Source organism: Vibrio mimicus CAIM 602 (genome assembly GCF_000338875.1).
Classification (GTDB): Bacteria; Pseudomonadota; Gammaproteobacteria; order Enterobacterales; family Vibrionaceae; genus Vibrio; species Vibrio mimicus.
On record NZ_AOMO01000032.1, the window covers coordinates 1 to 15,365 of the forward strand.

Consider the following 15,365-nt stretch of genomic DNA (forward strand, 5'->3'; position numbering starts at 1 on the left):
GTTAGAAGGCTTAAAGCAAAGTGCCATCGCGGCGCGTGGGATTGCTCAGCAAGGCCAAAATCTGACGATACAAGCTTTCAAGCGTGCGCAGCATCCACAGTTTTATGGTGCGAATAACCCTCTGGAAAGCTGGGAAAAACAGCAAAAAACCGAACTGCTGAAACAGCTGGATGCGTACATTCGTACTAAAGAGCCACTCATCACCGAAGTGTCAGTCAGCATCAGTGGTGTGCATGAACAGATTTTAGTGGCGGCTACCGATGGCACTTACGCCGGAGATGTTCGTCCTCTGGTACGCCTTTCCATCAGTGTGTTGGCGCAAAAAGGCGATCGCCGTGAGCGTGGTAGTGCCGGTGGTGGTGGCCGCTTTGGCTATGATTACTTTTTACAAGAAGAAGCCGGACAAAAAATCGCGTTTTCTTTCGCCGATGAAGCGATTCGTCAAGCACTCGTTAACCTTGAAGCGGTCGCGGCTCCAGCGGGCACAATGCCTGTGGTACTAGGCTCTGGTTGGCCGGGTGTGCTGCTGCATGAAGCGGTAGGTCATGGCCTTGAAGGTGACTTCAACCGTAAAGGTTCGTCTGTTTTTGCGGGTAAAGTGGGTAAAAAAGTCACTTCCGATCTGTGTACGATTGTGGATGATGGTACGCTGAAAGATCTGCGTGGCTCACTCAACGTGGATGATGAAGGGGTGAGTGGTCAATACAACGTGCTGATCGAAAAAGGCATTTTGAAAGGCTACATCCAAGACAAACTCAATGCCCGTTTAATGGGTGTGGCACCGACGGGTAACGGACGCCGTGAATCTTACGCTCATCTGCCTATGCCGCGTATGACCAATACTTACATGCTGCCGGGTGAGCACACACCAGAAGAAATCATCGCTTCGGTGAAAAAAGGCATTTACGCGCCGAACTTTGGCGGCGGTCAGGTTGATATCACCTCCGGTAAGTTTGTGTTCTCTGCCTCAGAAGCCTACTTGATTGAAAATGGCAAAATCACCCGTCCAATCAAAGGTGCAACTCTGATTGGTTCTGGTATTGAAGCCATGCAGCAGGTCTCTATGGTCGGTAACGATCTGGCGCTGGATCGTGGTGTTGGCGTGTGTGGTAAAGCGGGACAAAGCGTGCCTGTTGGCGTTGGCCAGCCTACTCTGAAGTTGGATGCTCTGACAGTGGGTGGCACTGAGTAATTCAGCTTCAATAAACATCACTGAAAAAGTATGCCGTAGCCGACATCGCTGCGGCATTTTTTTATCTCGTCTTTTATTCGTCTCGTTTTTATCTCGATAAAAAGCGTTTTTCAACGTGAATAATCGAAAGTGTCAATATGACTGTATCGAGTGATATTGCTTTTGTCGCTTGGTCTAATTGACACAAAAAAGTTGTGTTTATTGTGTTAAATGCATTTAAAAACAAATAAATAGAATTTGGCACGTAATATGCGATGTCTTCAGTAAATCTAAGCTATCACAGCTTATCAATGAAACTGGAGAAGCATAATGTTCTGTATTCAATGTGAGCAAACCATTCAAACCCCAATCGCGAAAGGGTGTGCCTATGCCCAAGGGATGTGTGGTAAAACCGCAGAAGTGTCGGACTTACAAGATGTGTTGGTTTACGCGCTGCAAGGTGTCTCTTTTTGGGCCAATCTAGGTCGTGCTTGTGGTGTGGCCATTCCTGAAATTGACCAATGGACACCGAAAGCCTTTTTTGCCACGCTCACCAACGTTAACTTTGATCCAGAACGGATTGTTGAACTGGCGCAGCAAGCGGAAAGCTATAAACAGCAGCTAGAACAACAAGTCCGTGCGGCTGCGGTATTAACCGGTTTTGAGCTTCCTGCGTTGTCACCAGCGGCACAATTTTCTCTACCGACCGATAAAGCCGCCATTCTGGCATTTGCTCCAGCAGCAGCGGTAAACCGTGGCAAAGAGAGTTTGCATGAGGACGTGATTGGTTTGCGCCTGCTCTGTTTGTATGGCTTGAAAGGAGCGGCGGCCTATCTGGAACATGCGCGTGTGTTAGGACAAACGGATGCTGAGCTGTATGCACAGTACCATCAAATCATGGCATGGTTGGGTACTGATCCCGTGGAGCTGAGTGCGCTGTTGGATACGGCGATGCAAATTGGTCTGATGAACTACCGCATCATGGAGATCTTAGATAAAGGAGAAATCGAAACCTTTGGTCATCCAGAGCCGACTACGGTGAACGTCAAACCCGTCAAAGGCAAATGTATTCTGGTGTCTGGCCATGATCTGCATGATTTAGAGAAAATCCTGCAACAGACCCAAGGTATGGGGATCAACGTCTACACCAATGGTGAAATGCTGCCAGCGCATGCTTACCCAGAACTGAAAAAATACCCGCACTTGGTAGGTAACTACGGAAGTGCTTGGCAAAACCAGCAGAAAGAATTTGCTAACTTCCCCGGTGCGATCGTGATGACCTCGAACTGCCTGCTTAACCCCAATGTAGGGCAATATGCGGATCGCCTGTTTACACGTAGCATTGTCGGCTGGCCGGGTGTGGCGCATATCGAAGGTGACGATTTCTCAACCGTGATTGAATGTGCACTGGCACAAGAAGGTTTTAAGCACGATGAGATTGAGCATCTGATCACCGTTGGCTTTGGACGTAATGCCTTAATGGCAGCAGCGCCTGCGGTGGTTGAGCAAGTCAAATTAGGCAACATCAAGCACTTCTTCTTGGTCGGCGGCTGTGACGGTGATAAAGCGGAGCGCAACTACTATCAAGATTTTACTGAGCAAGCGCCGGAAGACAGCGTGATTCTGACCTTGGCTTGCGGTAAGTTCCGCTTCAACAAAAATGAGTTCGGCGCGATCAACGGTATTCCACGTTTGCTCGATGTGGGTCAGTGCAATGATGCGTATTCAGCGATTCAACTGGCCTTAGCGCTTGCTGAAACCTTCGAGTGTGGAGTGAACGATCTGCCGCTGACTCTGGTGCTCTCGTGGTTTGAGCAAAAAGCGATCGTGATCCTGCTGACCTTGCTCGCGCTGGGTGTAAAAGGCATCTACACCGGTCCTACCGCGCCAGCTTTCCTCACGCCAAATCTGATGGCTATCCTGCAACAGCAGTTTGATCTACGCAGTATTACCACGGCGGAAGACGATCTTCGCACCATTCTGGCTGCTTAATTGACCACTCAGCCCCACAGTGTGGGGCTGATGCCGATAAGGAGAAATAAAATGTCTGCATGGGCAGAACAAGACAATGAAACCTTGGTTTGTGTGCGTAAATGGCAAGAAACCCCAGATTGTGTGAGCTTTGAGTTGGCGGATCCGCATCGTGAGCGCCACTTCAATTTTAAGCCGGGGCAGTTCGCGAACTTAGGTTTTTCCATTAATGGGCAGACGGTGTACCGCTCTTACTCCATCAGCTCGCAGGCTCAGCAGCCGTATTTACGTTTTACGGTCAAGCGAGTCGCGCAGGGATTGGTGTCTCAACATGTGGTGGATGAGTTGCAGTTGGGGGATAGCGTGACGGCCATGAAGCCCCAAGGTCGCTTCAATAGCACCGATTGTGCTCCCAAATCCCGTGTATTACTGATCAGTGCGGGGTGTGGCATCACGCCTGTCATGGCGATGGCCAAAGCTTGGTTAGCCGAACAGAGCGATAAACAGAACGATGCAAGAGAGATCGATTTTCTGCACATCGCACGCAATCCAGAACAAACCATCTATTGGCAAGAGTTGCAGCAGTTAGCGGCGCAGCATTCGAATTTCCACTTGAAGCTGTTACTCAAAGACGCGGGCGAGAGTGGCTTTGCACAAGGTCGTTTAACTCAGGAAACTTTGATTGAACAGGTTCCTGATTTGTTGGAAAGAAGCGTGTATCTGTGTGGGCCGGAAGGGTTTATGCAGGATGTGAGTGGTTATTTACAAGCGCTTAGCTTTGACATGGCGCATTTTCATCAAGAGCGTTTTTCTCCTGAAATGACGTCACTCAATGAGGAGGATGCAGCTCTCGCTATTCGCCAGCAGGTGAAAATTCGCGTGCCTGCTTTTGGGGTAGAGGTGGATGCGCCGAGTGAAAAAGTGCTGTTAGAAGCGTTAGAAACCGGAAAACTGCCGATCATTGCGGCTTGTCGCAGTGGCATTTGTGGTTCATGTAAATGCCGTGTGTTGGATGGTCGTGTCCGTCGTTTAAGCCAAGAAACGCTGAGTGAAGAGGAGATTGAGCAAGGCTATGTGTTGGCTTGCTCGACGTTGGTGGAATCGGATGTGGAACTGGCACTCAACTGAAGTGTTTAGGCGTGCTTGGCACGCCTAACTGACGTTTAAATTCCGTCACGCTCAATCGGGCAACTCATACAACGTGCGCCACCACGGCCACGCCCTAACTCATTGCCGGGAATGGTCAGTACCTTAATGCCCGCTTTATCGTACTTTTCATTGGTATAGACGTTACGCTCGTAGCCAATTACTACGCCCGGTTTGACGGTCAGGACATTGTTGGCATCATTCCATTGTTCGCGTTCCGCTTCATAGCTGTTGCCGCCAGTGGTAATGATTTTGAGATAATCCAGCCCCAGCGCCGATTCAATCGCATGGATATAGCTGGGTACTTGCTCTACGCGCATTTCACTGCCATCGCCTTTGGGCGTCAATCGCCAAGTCGCGAGATCTTTGTGCATCACTTCGGGATAGACTGAGAAAGTATCGACATCCATATGGGTCATCACCGTATCCAAATGCATGCAAGAGCGATGTTTTGGCAGGCTGACCGCAATCACTTCGCGAGCCTCACCATGTTTGAACAGGGCGGCTGCTAAATTTTCTACGCCTTGGGGAGAAGTGCGTTCAGACATTCCAATCAATACTGCGCCTTTCCCAATCACCAGTACATCACCACCTTCAATGTTGGCATTGTCGTAGTGCAGATCATCCAGACCAAAATAGTGAATAAAGGGCTGCTGAGCAAAAGTCGGGTGCCAACGGTAAATGGCCCGCAAATGGTTGGTTTCACGCTGACGCGCGGCTTTCATCATTGGATTGAGTGACACGCCACCATAGACCCAGCAGGAGGTATCGCGAGTGAATAGGTGATTGGGCAGCGGCTCAATGACAAAATCGAGAGGCTGACGCATTTTCGGCAGCATGGAATCGGATTCTATTTGTAGCTCAGAATAAGCCAATCCGCCCAATAACACGGTGGCTAAGTGGTGATCGTCCAATGCGTTCAAATAATGGCGTAGATCGTGGGCAAAGGTCGGGCCGTAGCGAAAATCCCCAATTTGCGTTTCCAGTAGCCACTGTCTGGCTTCGGGAATGGCGAGCGTTTCTTCGAGTAAATCATGCAGCAGTAACACTTCCACATCTTGAGTGCGCAAGGTATTGGCAAAGGCATCGTGCTCAACTCCCGCGGCTTCCACAGCCAGTACATCATCAAACAAGAGTTCATGGCAGTTGGAAGGCGTTAAATGAGTCAACGCTCGCTCCGGACGATTTAACAGTACACGGCGCAGTTGCCCCACTTCAGATCCTACGTACAAACGGTTCATTGAGCTTCCTCTCTCTTCCTTTCACATGCGGCAGCAGGTTTAGCCTACGCTCACCTTGTCGTTTCTAGGCAAGCATCCCGCTTACCTGTAACCCCAAGCCGCTGGATATAGTTATGAACAGCTTTTTATTAAGTTGCAAGTCGACCTTTTGTTATAAAAATCTAACCATAATAAATTTGCGATATATTTTATCGCCAGTGGTTGGTTTTATGATTTTGTATTCTGATTTTGAGAGTTAGGAGGATGCCCCCTTAAATTGCTTAGCTATGCGCAGCATAACTGGGTGCTTTTATGCGTTATAAGTTTAAATTTTAACTATTTATTCACAATTTATGGGTTATTGAGGTTGAGGGTGGAATTTTTTCCTATTTTGTCGATTTTTTAGCTATGCATTATCGCGCCATAAACAGGCAATTTGAGGATCCGTTTTCACAGGCTTATTGAACACAGATTATGCTGAATTAGTGAGTTGATAAAAAAATGTTAAAAAAGCATGTGGAGGATGGATCTTGTCGCAAGGTAAAGATCTTCCCAGATCGTTTTGTGGCTAGAAATTCCTTTCAATCCATGCGATAGTGCGCCGCACAAATTTCCGATCCTATTTACTATCTGGAGCACATTATGTCTCACCAAGATGATTATCTATCTGTAGAAGAATTAATCGAGATTCAAAAGGAAGAGACTCGCGACATCATTCAGGCCCTGCTCGAAGATGGCAGTGATCCAGATGCCTTGTATGAGATCGAACACCATCTGTTTGCAGAAGAATTCGATAAGCTGGAAAAAGCCGCAGTAGAAGCATTCAAAATGGGCTTTGAAGTGCTTGAAGCAGAAGAAACTGAAGATGAAGATGGTAACAAGCTGCTGTGCTTTGATGCGACCATGCAATCGGCTTTGGATGCCAAACTGATTGATGAGCAAGTGGAAAAGCTGGTGAATCTGGCCGAAAAATTCGACATCATTTACGACGGTTGGGGTACTTACTACGAAGGTGAAGATGCCCTTTACAATGATGATGAAGATGATGAGTCAGAAGAAGACTAAATGCGAAAACCTTGCTTTTTAAGCAAGGTTTTTTTTCGCCTGTTGTTCGCCCGCGTGTTACCGCAAGGTAGAGCTGGATGCTTCCTCTCAGTACATGCTCAGTCCAGTATCAGATTGGAAGCTCTCTTTTTCCGTGTTCCCTTTGGCTGTGTTTTATCGGGATAGAAACTTAATCACCCAGAGGCAGTCTATCGCCCCCGCCACGATGGGAGTCCAGAGCAACTTTCAGCCGGCGTAACTTGTCTCGTGAGCGACGCTTGTTTTTAACTGCCAACGCCATCGACAGCACATCCACTAAAGCCAACATGGCATAGCGAGATGAGGACGGTTTGTAAATGAAATCGGTCTCGTGATGTTCAATTGGTAAAACCACATTAGCTTGTTCAGCCAAAGGCGTGCCTTTGGGTGTAATCGCAATGATCTTTAATCCGTATTCGCGTGCTAACTGGGCGGTTTCGACGATCACTGGCGTATAACCGGTTGCTGAAATCAGTACCATGACATCATTTGCATCGGCGGTAGCGGCCACCATACGAGTCATCAAGCCGTCATGATAAGCGGTGACAGCAAACCCCAAGCGAAATAGGCGATGTTGTAATTCTTGTGAGGCAATGGTGGAGCCGCCACCCATCCCCACGCTGATGATTTGTCTTGCACCGTAAAGCCAATCCACAGCCAGAGCGACATCTTGCTCGTTAATCAATGCTCGATGAATATCCATGGACTGTTTTATGGATTCGTAAATCACTTGGTAGCCGCTTTGATCGGGTGGTTCCAGAATAAAACGCTGGCCAACAGTGAGTGATTGAGCCAGCTTAATTTTCATTTCACGCACATTCTTGCAGCCAATTGCTTTGGCAAATCGGGTGATGGTGGCTTCGCTGACGCCTGCATTGTTCGCCAATTCAGTAATACTGGCGTTGGCGGCAGCTTCGATGTCATCCATCACCAGTTTGGCGACTTTCTTTTCTGCCTCACGTAGTGCACTGAAACGTTCGGTGATTTGAGAAATAATATCGACTTCTAAACTCAAGGTATTGTCCTGTTTGCCACGAAGCGCAGCGAGTTACTGCGGTCGCAAGAATAGCTAAATTTTCACTAAGATCTCAAATGAGATGCCACTAAAAACGCGTTTCGACCCAATGCGTGATTTGGTATTGCTCATCACGCACAGCGAGTGCGCGCCATTTGTCGATTGTCAGGCAAGGATGCGAGGTCGAAAAGACCAAAATATCACCCACGTCCAGAGTGCTTTCAGCTGGAACATCAACAAAAGTATGTTGGTCCATGATCGCGACTGAGTTTGCATACTCAGGTAAGGGGAGTGCTTTGCCCTTGCGAAACGCCAATTCTAGGATGGGTAATCCGGCATCAAATGCCACATCACGTTTGCCCATACCTACCACAAGGCGAGTTGGCTCAGGACGAGAGATAACATGCGCCCAGAGTTCAAGTGCGGAGATCAAGTCTCCCCCAAGTTGACATGCGACACCTTGTTTTTTCTCGGCGCGCGCCATGACATTGTGTTGTGCTTTTTGGTAAATACCGGTGTCATGAATGGCGTAGCAGCCCGGGCGGAGTACTGCTACAAGATCGTCCAAGCCAGAGAAGTGCTCAGCAACCACATCGTACCAAGCTGAGCCTGCACCGGTGATCAAGGGTTTGGATGCGATCCATTGAGCTTGTTTGAGATCGCGTATGAGAGCAATAACCTTGTTGAGGAATGCCCCAATCTCTTGCTCCGCATGTTCACCGTGGATCACGCCTTCGTACACTTCAATACCGCACAACGCCAAGTTAGGTAGCGTGTTGATCTGCTCAGCTAGAGTAAACAACTGTTCACCAGTTCGGCAACCACAGCGGCCGCCGACCACGCCAAACTCAATCAGTACATTCAACGTTTGTTGTTGAGCGGCAAAAAACTCAGCGAGGGCGCTGGTATTGCGCGTCGAATCCACACAGCAATAAAAGTTAACCTCATTGTCTTTGAGTAGGCGGCTGACGATTGTCATGTTGGCTTTGCCCACCAATTGATTGGCCATGATGACGTTTTTTGCCCCCGCCTGTACGGCGATTTCAGCTTGAGCCGCCGTTGCAACAGTGATCCCCCAGGCTCCTTGTGCGAGTTGCTGGCGAAAAAAATCGGGAGTCATGGATGTTTTGCCATGAGGCGCCAGTTTGAGTTGCTGTTTATCGGCAAATTGCTGCATCCAACGCAGGTTGTTTTCCAGTGCTCTGGCATCAATGACTGCGCTTGGGAGACTGATTTCATCCGCATGGAGTTTTGGATAAGCCGATGAGATTGCTTGACCTTTTTCGCCAGATGCCGGGCCGTTAACCTCATGGTTATGATAGTTTCTATCATGTTCATCTAATCTTTTATTCATGGTTATCTACTTCTAACATGGATTAAGTTATTGATAATTTGTGTTTGTTTTTATTAAAAATAGATTGCGTGATAGAAAGTATCAAACTTATCATGGTTATTTGTGTGTTTTGTCACTGATTAATTTCTGTCAGGTTTTAGGATGGTCATAAGTCGGAAATTGGCAACAGAGAGAGAATGTGTGTTCGATACCATCATTAGAAATGTAGAGATTTTTGATGGCACGGGTGGTCAGCCTTTTTACGGTGATCTTGCCATTCATAACGACAGAATTGCGATGGTGGGCGATTTGGTTGGGCAGTCTGCCCATGTAGAAATTAGTGGTCAGGGTTTGGCGCTTGCACCGGGTTTTATTGATGTACATACCCACGACGATACCAATGTGATTCGTTATCCAGAGTGCTTACCCAAGATCAGCCAAGGGGTCACCACGGTGATCGTTGGTAATTGTGGGATCAGTGCGAGCCCGACTATTTTGGCTGGCGATCCTCCCGATCCAATGAATCTATTGGGTGAGCAGATCGATTTTAAATATCCCACCTTCGCCAGTTATGCGCAGGCGGTGACGCAAGCAAAACCTGCGGTGAACGTTGCGGCTTTGGTCGGTCATACCACATTGCGCAATAACGTGATGGACAACCTTCTACGCACCGCAACCGATACTGAAATTGAACAGATGCAAACGGCGTTATCTTTGGCGATGGAGCAGGGCGCTTTGGGCTTGAGCTCTGGCTTAGCCTATGCCAATGCCAAACAAGCCACTGCGGATGAAGTGATGCGCTTGGCGAAAGTGCTCGGCCAGTATGGTGGCATTTATACCACCCATATGCGGACTGAATTTGAAGAAATACTCAGCGCGATGGAAGAGGCGTTTGAAACTGGCCAGTTTGCCAAGGTGCCTGTAGTGATTTCACATTTGAAATGTGCAGGTGCAGGCAACTGGGGGCGCACGGTAGAGGTCGTGAACCTGATAGAAAAGGCCGCTAAACATCAAGATGTTGCTTGTGATTGCTACCCTTATTCGGCGAGCTCTTCCACTTTAGATCTGAATCAAGTGACTGAAGACATCGACATCTTTATCACTTGGTCGAAAAAACGGCCGCAGTTTGCAGGAAAAATGTTGAAACAGATTGCCCAAGAGATGGGGCTACCTCTTATGGAGGCGGCAAAAACATTGCAACCGGCGGGAGCGGTCTACCACTGCATGGATGAGCAGGATGTTAAGCGGGTATTGAAATACCGTTTGACCATGGTGGGTTCGGATGGACTACCCAATGATCCGCATCCACATCCTCGTTTGTGGGGGACTTTCCCGAAAGTGCTGGGCCACTATTGTCGTGATGAGCAATTATTTTCGTTGCAAGAAGCTATTCATAAAATGACGGGAATGTCTGCCAAAAGATATAACCTCAGTGGACGTGGGATTATCAAACAAAATGCATTTGCTGACTTAGTGTTATTTAATCCTAAAACAGTGAAAGATACAGCAACCTTTGAAAATCCAATTTCATTAGCCGATGGAATTGAAAAAGTTTTCGTTAATGGCGTACTGGCTTATTTCAATGGTCAGGTTTCAGAAAGTAGAAATGGTGTTTTTATTTATCGAAATAAAGAGAGTTTTAATTAAATTAAGTGAAGCGATAAATAAAGCGAAGGTATTAGGTTAAGCAAGAAAAGTAATGGAGACAAATAATGTCAATTAAACGATATGGTATAGAAGGCGGTGTGGGCACAGGTGGACAACATTTGCCATTTGCACGCGCAACCGAAGCGGGTGGTTTTCTGTATGTTTCTGGCCAAACGCCAATGGTGGATGGTGAAGTTGTCGAAGGCGGCATTGTTGAGCAGTCTCGTTTAGCGATTCAAAACTGTGTCGACATTATGGAAGAAGCAGGCTACACGCTTGAGGATGTGCTTCATGTCAAAGTGGTATTGACTGACGCTCGCTATTTCCAATCTTTTAATAAAGTGTTTAAAGAGTTTTTTGGTGCTCATCCGCCAGCACGTATTTGCATGGTGTGTGATTTGGTCGTGGATGTAAAAGTGGAAGTGGATGTCACTTGCTACCGAGCGGATCGCCGTTAATAAATATCTCCATTTTAATTTGAGTTAATAGCCACGCAGGCTTGCTCATACGGTGCCAAATTTGAACTCTCCCTAGTATTCATATTTGGCATATTCATCCCCTGAAATAAAAACAACCATGCCTACCAATTGGAAGGACAGGGATATTTTATCTGAAAGATGGACTTAAATTACCTGAGAGGTGTTCAATGAATAGCACACTTTTTTTAACTGGATTTGGAATATATGTGCTTTTCCTTATTTGGCTTGGCTGGTTTGTTTCACGTAATCAAAAATCAGGAGAAGATTTTTTTATTAGGTGGTCGTGGCCTGCCTTTATTTCTCGTGTTAGGGACAACCGTTGCCACTATGGTGGGAACAGGCTCTAGTATGGGTGCTGTCGGCTTTGGCTATGCCAATGGCTGGGCGGGGGCGCTGTATGGTATTGGCGGTGCATTAGGTATTTTGCTCTTAGCGCTTTGGTTTGCCCCCGTTCGTAAACTCAATTTTATGACCATGAGTGAAGAGCTTGCCTATTATGTGGGAGCCAATCGTATTGTGAAAAATGTGGTCGGCTTGCTGATCTTCATTGCTTCGATTGGTTGGCTAGGCGCACATATCCTCGGTGGTGGTATGTATTTAGCGTGGATCGCTGATATTGATTTGAGTACCGCGAAAATCATTATTGCTGCTGCCTTTACGATTTATGTGGTGATCGGTGGTTACACCGCTGTGGTATGGACCGACACCATTCAAGCCGTGATCTTGTTTGTTGGCTTTATCCTTATGGCCGTGCTGTCGGTACAACATATTGGTGGTATGGAAAACCTATACAGCGCGATGGATCCTGCCGCGGTAAGTTTCTTAGCGATTGAAAAACTCGGCCTGATCCCTGCAATTTCACTCTCTGTTGTGATTGGTGTTGGCGTATTGGCGACACCATCATTCCGTCAGCGTATCTATTCGGGCAAAGATGTTTCAACCATTCGTCGCTCGTTTGTTGGCTCTGGCGTGCTTTACCTGTTCTTCTCGATGATTCCTGCCGTAATCGGCATGGCGGCGCACGCGATCAATCCAGACTTAAGCAATTCGAACTACGCATTCCCTTATGTTGCCGCCACCATTTTACCTGTCGGTATTGGCATGATTGTGTTGATCGCAGGCCTGTCTGCAACCATGTCGAGCGCGAGTTCAGATGCCATCGCAGGCGTCTCGATCTTACTTCGTGATGTGTATGTGATGTTTACAGGCCGTGTGCCAAATAAAGAATCCATGCTCAACTATTCTCGTTTGGCGTTGGTGGTGGTGATTGGTTTTGCACTGCTGTTCGCGCTGACCTCAAACGACATTATCAGCTACATCACCAAAATGATTTCTACTGTCATGTCTGGCATGTTTGTCTGCGGCATGTTGGGGCGCTTCTGGCGTCGTTACAACTGGCAGGGGGCGTTGGCGACACTTGCTGGGGCATCCGCAGCTTCTGTGAGTGTGATGATGAGCCCGAGCCTCACGACATTTTGGGGCAACCCTGTGATTCCATCTTGCTTGGTGGCTCTGAGTGCTGGCGTGGTGGTGAGTCTGCTTACGCCCGCTAATCAAGTTTCATCGGAAATGGCACGTGCAATCTTGGATGATGAACGTGCGTTGATGGAGATGGAGCTTTCAGAAAACGGCGAATTAGCACACGACAAATCGCTAGCTAACCGCAAAGCGGCACGTGAGATGTAATCATTCTCTTTCTTCAAAAATTGAGCGATGAGTTTCAGTGATTTTGCTCTGAAACTCATCCTGACCACGCAGGTATCCCAAGATGAACAAGGCTACACTGGCTTTACTGATTTCAGGCATGATGATGGCTCCAACGAGTATGGCAATGGCACCTAACACGGATTTAGTTTTAATGCCTTATCCTCAAAGCGTAACGCTGCAAGAGGGTAAAGTCGCACTGGATCAAAACTTCAGCATCTTCATTAAAGGTTATGACTCCCCCAGAGTGGCTTTTAATGCGAAGCGCACTATGGAGAGGCTCTATCGCCAAACCGGTTTGCCCATGCTGAACTGGCAAGCGAAATCCGAAAAAGAGGCGACATTAGTGATTGATATTGCTAATGCGCCAAGCAGTGCGATTCAAAGTATCGACAGTGATGAATCTTATCGATTAACCATAGCCAATGGACAAATCCAACTCTCGGCACCAGAGCCGTATGGTGCATTTCATGGTCTTGAAACCTTTTTGCAATTAGTCACTACGGATGCGACAGGCTATTTCGTGCCCGCCGTCAGTATTGTGGATAAACCTAGGTTCAAGTGGCGAGGTGTTTCTTACGATACGGCGAGACACTTTATCGAGCTGCCGGTTATTTTGCGTCAACTCGACGCTATGGCCTCTGCCAAAATGAACGTGTTCCACTGGCACATTTGGGATGACCAAGGCATTCGTATTCAGCTAGAGAATTACCCTCGCCTGTGGCAAGTGACGTCGGATGGAGATTACTACAGCAAAGATGACATTCGAAAGGTGGTAGCGTATGCGAGAAATTTGGGTATCCGTGTGATCCCGGAAATTTCTTTGCCCGGTCATGCTTCGGCTGTGGCACATGCCTACCCACAACTGATGTCGGGTCTTGGCGAACAGTCTTATCCTCAGCAACGAGGTTGGGGGGTATTTGAACCTTTGATGGATCCTACCAACCCTGAGCTATACACCATGCTGGCGAGCGTGTTTGATGAAGTGGTTGAGCTATTCTCTGATGAATATTTGCACATTGGTGGGGATGAACCGAACTATCAGCAGTGGCGAGATAATCCTAAAATTCAAACTTTTATTAAACAGCATCAGCTCGATGGCGAGCGTGGGCTGCAATCATATTTGAATACGCAAGTTGAGAAGATGCTCAATGAACGTGGCAAGAAAATCACGGGTTGGGATGAAATTTGGCACAAAGATCTGCCCAAATCGATTGTGATCCAGAGCTGGCAAGGGCACGACAGTATTGGCCGAGCCGCGAAAGAAGGCTTCCAAGGTTTACTATCGACAGGTTATTACCTTGATCAGCCACAACCGACCAGTTACCACTACCGAAATGACCCGATGCCGAAGGGGATCACGGTAGATGATCAACTGCATCAGGGGGAAAAATTTGTCACTTACGATTGGGTGAAACCGCGCAACAAGGGGGGGCCGCGTAAAGGCAACCTCACGATTATCGAAGGCCAAGATGGCAAAGTTCGGGCATTTACGGATTACAACGGAAAATCGCGAGAAGAAGTCTATGTGCTGGAATATGTGCCCGGCGTGAAATTCCGCGGTCATTTCGATAACTTTATGTCCTATACCGAGTTCAACTACCAATTCTCAGGTGATCAGTTTAAAGAGGGCAGCTATCAGCGCATTGGTAATGTGCGTTGGCCTACCACTGGAACGTTAGTGGCGTCCAGCGACAGCATCGCGAATACTATTCCAGAGCCTAACGGTGGTTATCCGGCGCAGCTCAGAAAAGAACAAGAGCCGCTCATTTTGGGCGGTGAGATTACCATCTGGGGCGAAAATTTGGACTCAATGACCATTGAGCAGCGCTTGTGGCCACGCAGTTACGCCATTGCTGAACGTTTGTGGTCAAGTGAAACATTGACGGATGAAGCGAGCATGTATCGTCGAATGAGGGCTCTGGACAGTTGGTCGGAAATCTCGCTCGGTCTTCGTCATAATGCAGATGCTCGCGTGATGATGCAGCGTTTGGCGAATGGGGCGGATGTCGCGCCATTGCTGATGCTGGCTCAATATGTCGAGCCAGCACAATACTATGCAAGGCATTGGGAAAAATGGATTTCTACGCCAAATAAAGGCGATCTTTATAACCAGTACGAGCGACTGAATCGCTTCGCTGATGCGTTACCAGTTGAAAGTTATGCCACGTATGAAATGGAAACGTGGGTGGCAAACTTGACGCTCGCAACAGGTGATGCAGACCAACAATCACTACAACAGTTGGCGAATCAATATCAAATGGCCAAATTCGCGGCGCAGCAATCACGAGCGATTTTTGCCGCCAATGTAGCCTCTGTAAACAGTATCAGTATTGCGGATGCAACCGTTGAAGTGGCGGATTTGGGATTGTTGCTGGTTGATACGCTTGCTCGCGGAGAACGAATTACTGCCGAGCAACGTGCGCAATACCAAGCCATTTTGGATAAAAACGCAGTGATTTTTGATGAAACCATTGTTGCAATCGGCCGACCCACTGAGCAGTTGCTTCACAAAATTGCACCTTAATGATGAAAAGCCATTGCTGCCTGTTCAGGTAGGCGGCAAGGTATGGCAATGGCTTAAGGCAAGGAATGA

10 protein-coding genes and 1 pseudogene are annotated in these 15,365 nt (G+C 47.7%); 8 read left to right on the forward strand and 3 right to left on the reverse strand.

Going from position 1 to position 15,365, the window contains the following annotated elements; translation table 11 throughout:
• The 3 genes from tldD to D908_RS08910 form a co-directional block, all read left to right on the forward strand.
• A partial coding sequence (gene tldD, locus D908_RS08920) for a metalloprotease TldD (RefSeq protein WP_005524742.1) occupies positions 1-1,192 on the forward strand: 1,192 nt, incomplete at its 5' end.
• A 309-nt stretch (positions 1,193-1,501) separates the two neighbouring features.
• Complete coding sequence (hcp, locus tag D908_RS08915; RefSeq protein WP_005524744.1) at positions 1,502-3,163, forward strand: hydroxylamine reductase; 1,662 nt, start codon at positions 1,502-1,504, stop codon at positions 3,161-3,163.
• A 51-nt stretch (positions 3,164-3,214) separates the two neighbouring features.
• Positions 3,215-4,270 (forward strand): FAD-binding oxidoreductase, encoded by a 1,056-nt coding sequence (locus D908_RS08910; protein ID WP_005524745.1) that lies wholly within the window; start codon positions 3,215-3,217, stop codon positions 4,268-4,270.
• 35 nt (positions 4,271-4,305) lie between these two features.
• Here D908_RS08910 and arcA read toward each other — a convergent pair whose 3' ends face one another.
• Positions 4,306-5,529 (reverse strand): arginine deiminase, encoded by a 1,224-nt coding sequence (gene arcA, locus D908_RS08905; protein ID WP_005524746.1) that lies wholly within the window; start codon positions 5,527-5,529, stop codon positions 4,306-4,308.
• Positions 5,530-6,150: 621 nt separating this feature from the next.
• Between arcA and rraB the strand changes: the two genes are divergently transcribed.
• Positions 6,151-6,573 (forward strand): ribonuclease E inhibitor RraB, encoded by a 423-nt coding sequence (gene rraB, locus D908_RS08900; protein ID WP_000019334.1) that lies wholly within the window; start codon positions 6,151-6,153, stop codon positions 6,571-6,573.
• A gap of 169 nt (positions 6,574-6,742) precedes the next feature.
• Here rraB and D908_RS08895 read toward each other — a convergent pair whose 3' ends face one another.
• Together D908_RS08895 and D908_RS08890 are read right to left on the reverse strand one after the other, a co-directional pair.
• A complete protein-coding gene (locus tag D908_RS08895) occupies positions 6,743-7,606 on the reverse strand; it encodes a MurR/RpiR family transcriptional regulator (protein WP_005524747.1) in 864 nt (287 codons plus the stop codon).
• 88 nt (positions 7,607-7,694) lie between these two features.
• Positions 7,695-8,960, reverse strand: a complete 1,266-nt coding sequence (locus tag D908_RS08890) for an amino acid deaminase (protein WP_005524748.1) — start codon at positions 8,958-8,960, stop codon at positions 7,695-7,697.
• Positions 8,961-9,101: 141 nt separating this feature from the next.
• Here D908_RS08890 and D908_RS08885 point away from each other — a divergent pair, with 141 nt between their 5' ends.
• The 4 genes and pseudogenes from D908_RS08885 to D908_RS08870 all read left to right on the forward strand — a co-directional run bounded on the left by D908_RS08885 (position 9,102) and on the right by D908_RS08870 (position 15,296).
• Positions 9,102-10,586 (forward strand): N-acyl-D-amino-acid deacylase family protein, encoded by a 1,485-nt coding sequence (locus D908_RS08885; RefSeq protein WP_050557232.1) that lies wholly within the window; start codon positions 9,102-9,104, stop codon positions 10,584-10,586.
• A 65-nt stretch (positions 10,587-10,651) separates the two neighbouring features.
• A complete protein-coding gene (locus D908_RS08880) occupies positions 10,652-11,044 on the forward strand; it encodes a RidA family protein (protein ID WP_000023752.1) in 393 nt (130 codons plus the stop codon).
• Positions 11,045-11,232: 188 nt separating this feature from the next.
• Positions 11,233-12,751, forward strand: a pseudogene (locus D908_RS08875) (sodium:solute symporter family protein).
• An 82-nt stretch (positions 12,752-12,833) separates the two neighbouring features.
• Positions 12,834-15,296: a family 20 glycosylhydrolase gene (locus D908_RS08870; RefSeq protein WP_032467611.1), complete on the forward strand. Its 2,463-nt coding sequence runs from the start codon at positions 12,834-12,836 to the stop codon at positions 15,294-15,296.
• Positions 15,297-15,365: the final 69 nt, after the last annotated feature.

What these genes read in the sequence shown, in the direction of transcription:
- D908_RS08880 (WP_000023752.1), top strand. Translation starts at nt 10,652, where the DNA reads ATGTCAATTAAACGATATGGTATAGAAGGCGGTGTGGGCACAGGTGGA.
- D908_RS08885 (WP_050557232.1), top strand. Translation starts at nt 9,102, where the DNA reads ATGGTCATAAGTCGGAAATTGGCAACAGAGAGAGAATGTGTGTTCGAT.
- rraB (WP_000019334.1), top strand. Translation starts at nt 6,151, where the DNA reads ATGTCTCACCAAGATGATTATCTATCTGTAGAAGAATTAATCGAGATT.
- D908_RS08870 (WP_032467611.1), top strand. Translation starts at nt 12,834, where the DNA reads ATGAACAAGGCTACACTGGCTTTACTGATTTCAGGCATGATGATGGCT.
- D908_RS08890 (WP_005524748.1), bottom strand. Translation starts at nt 8,960, where the DNA reads ATGAATAAAAGATTAGATGAACATGATAGAAACTATCATAACCATGAG.
- hcp (WP_005524744.1), top strand. Translation starts at nt 1,502, where the DNA reads ATGTTCTGTATTCAATGTGAGCAAACCATTCAAACCCCAATCGCGAAA.
- D908_RS08910 (WP_005524745.1), top strand. Translation starts at nt 3,215, where the DNA reads ATGTCTGCATGGGCAGAACAAGACAATGAAACCTTGGTTTGTGTGCGT.
- arcA (WP_005524746.1), bottom strand. Translation starts at nt 5,529, where the DNA reads ATGAACCGTTTGTACGTAGGATCTGAAGTGGGGCAACTGCGCCGTGTA.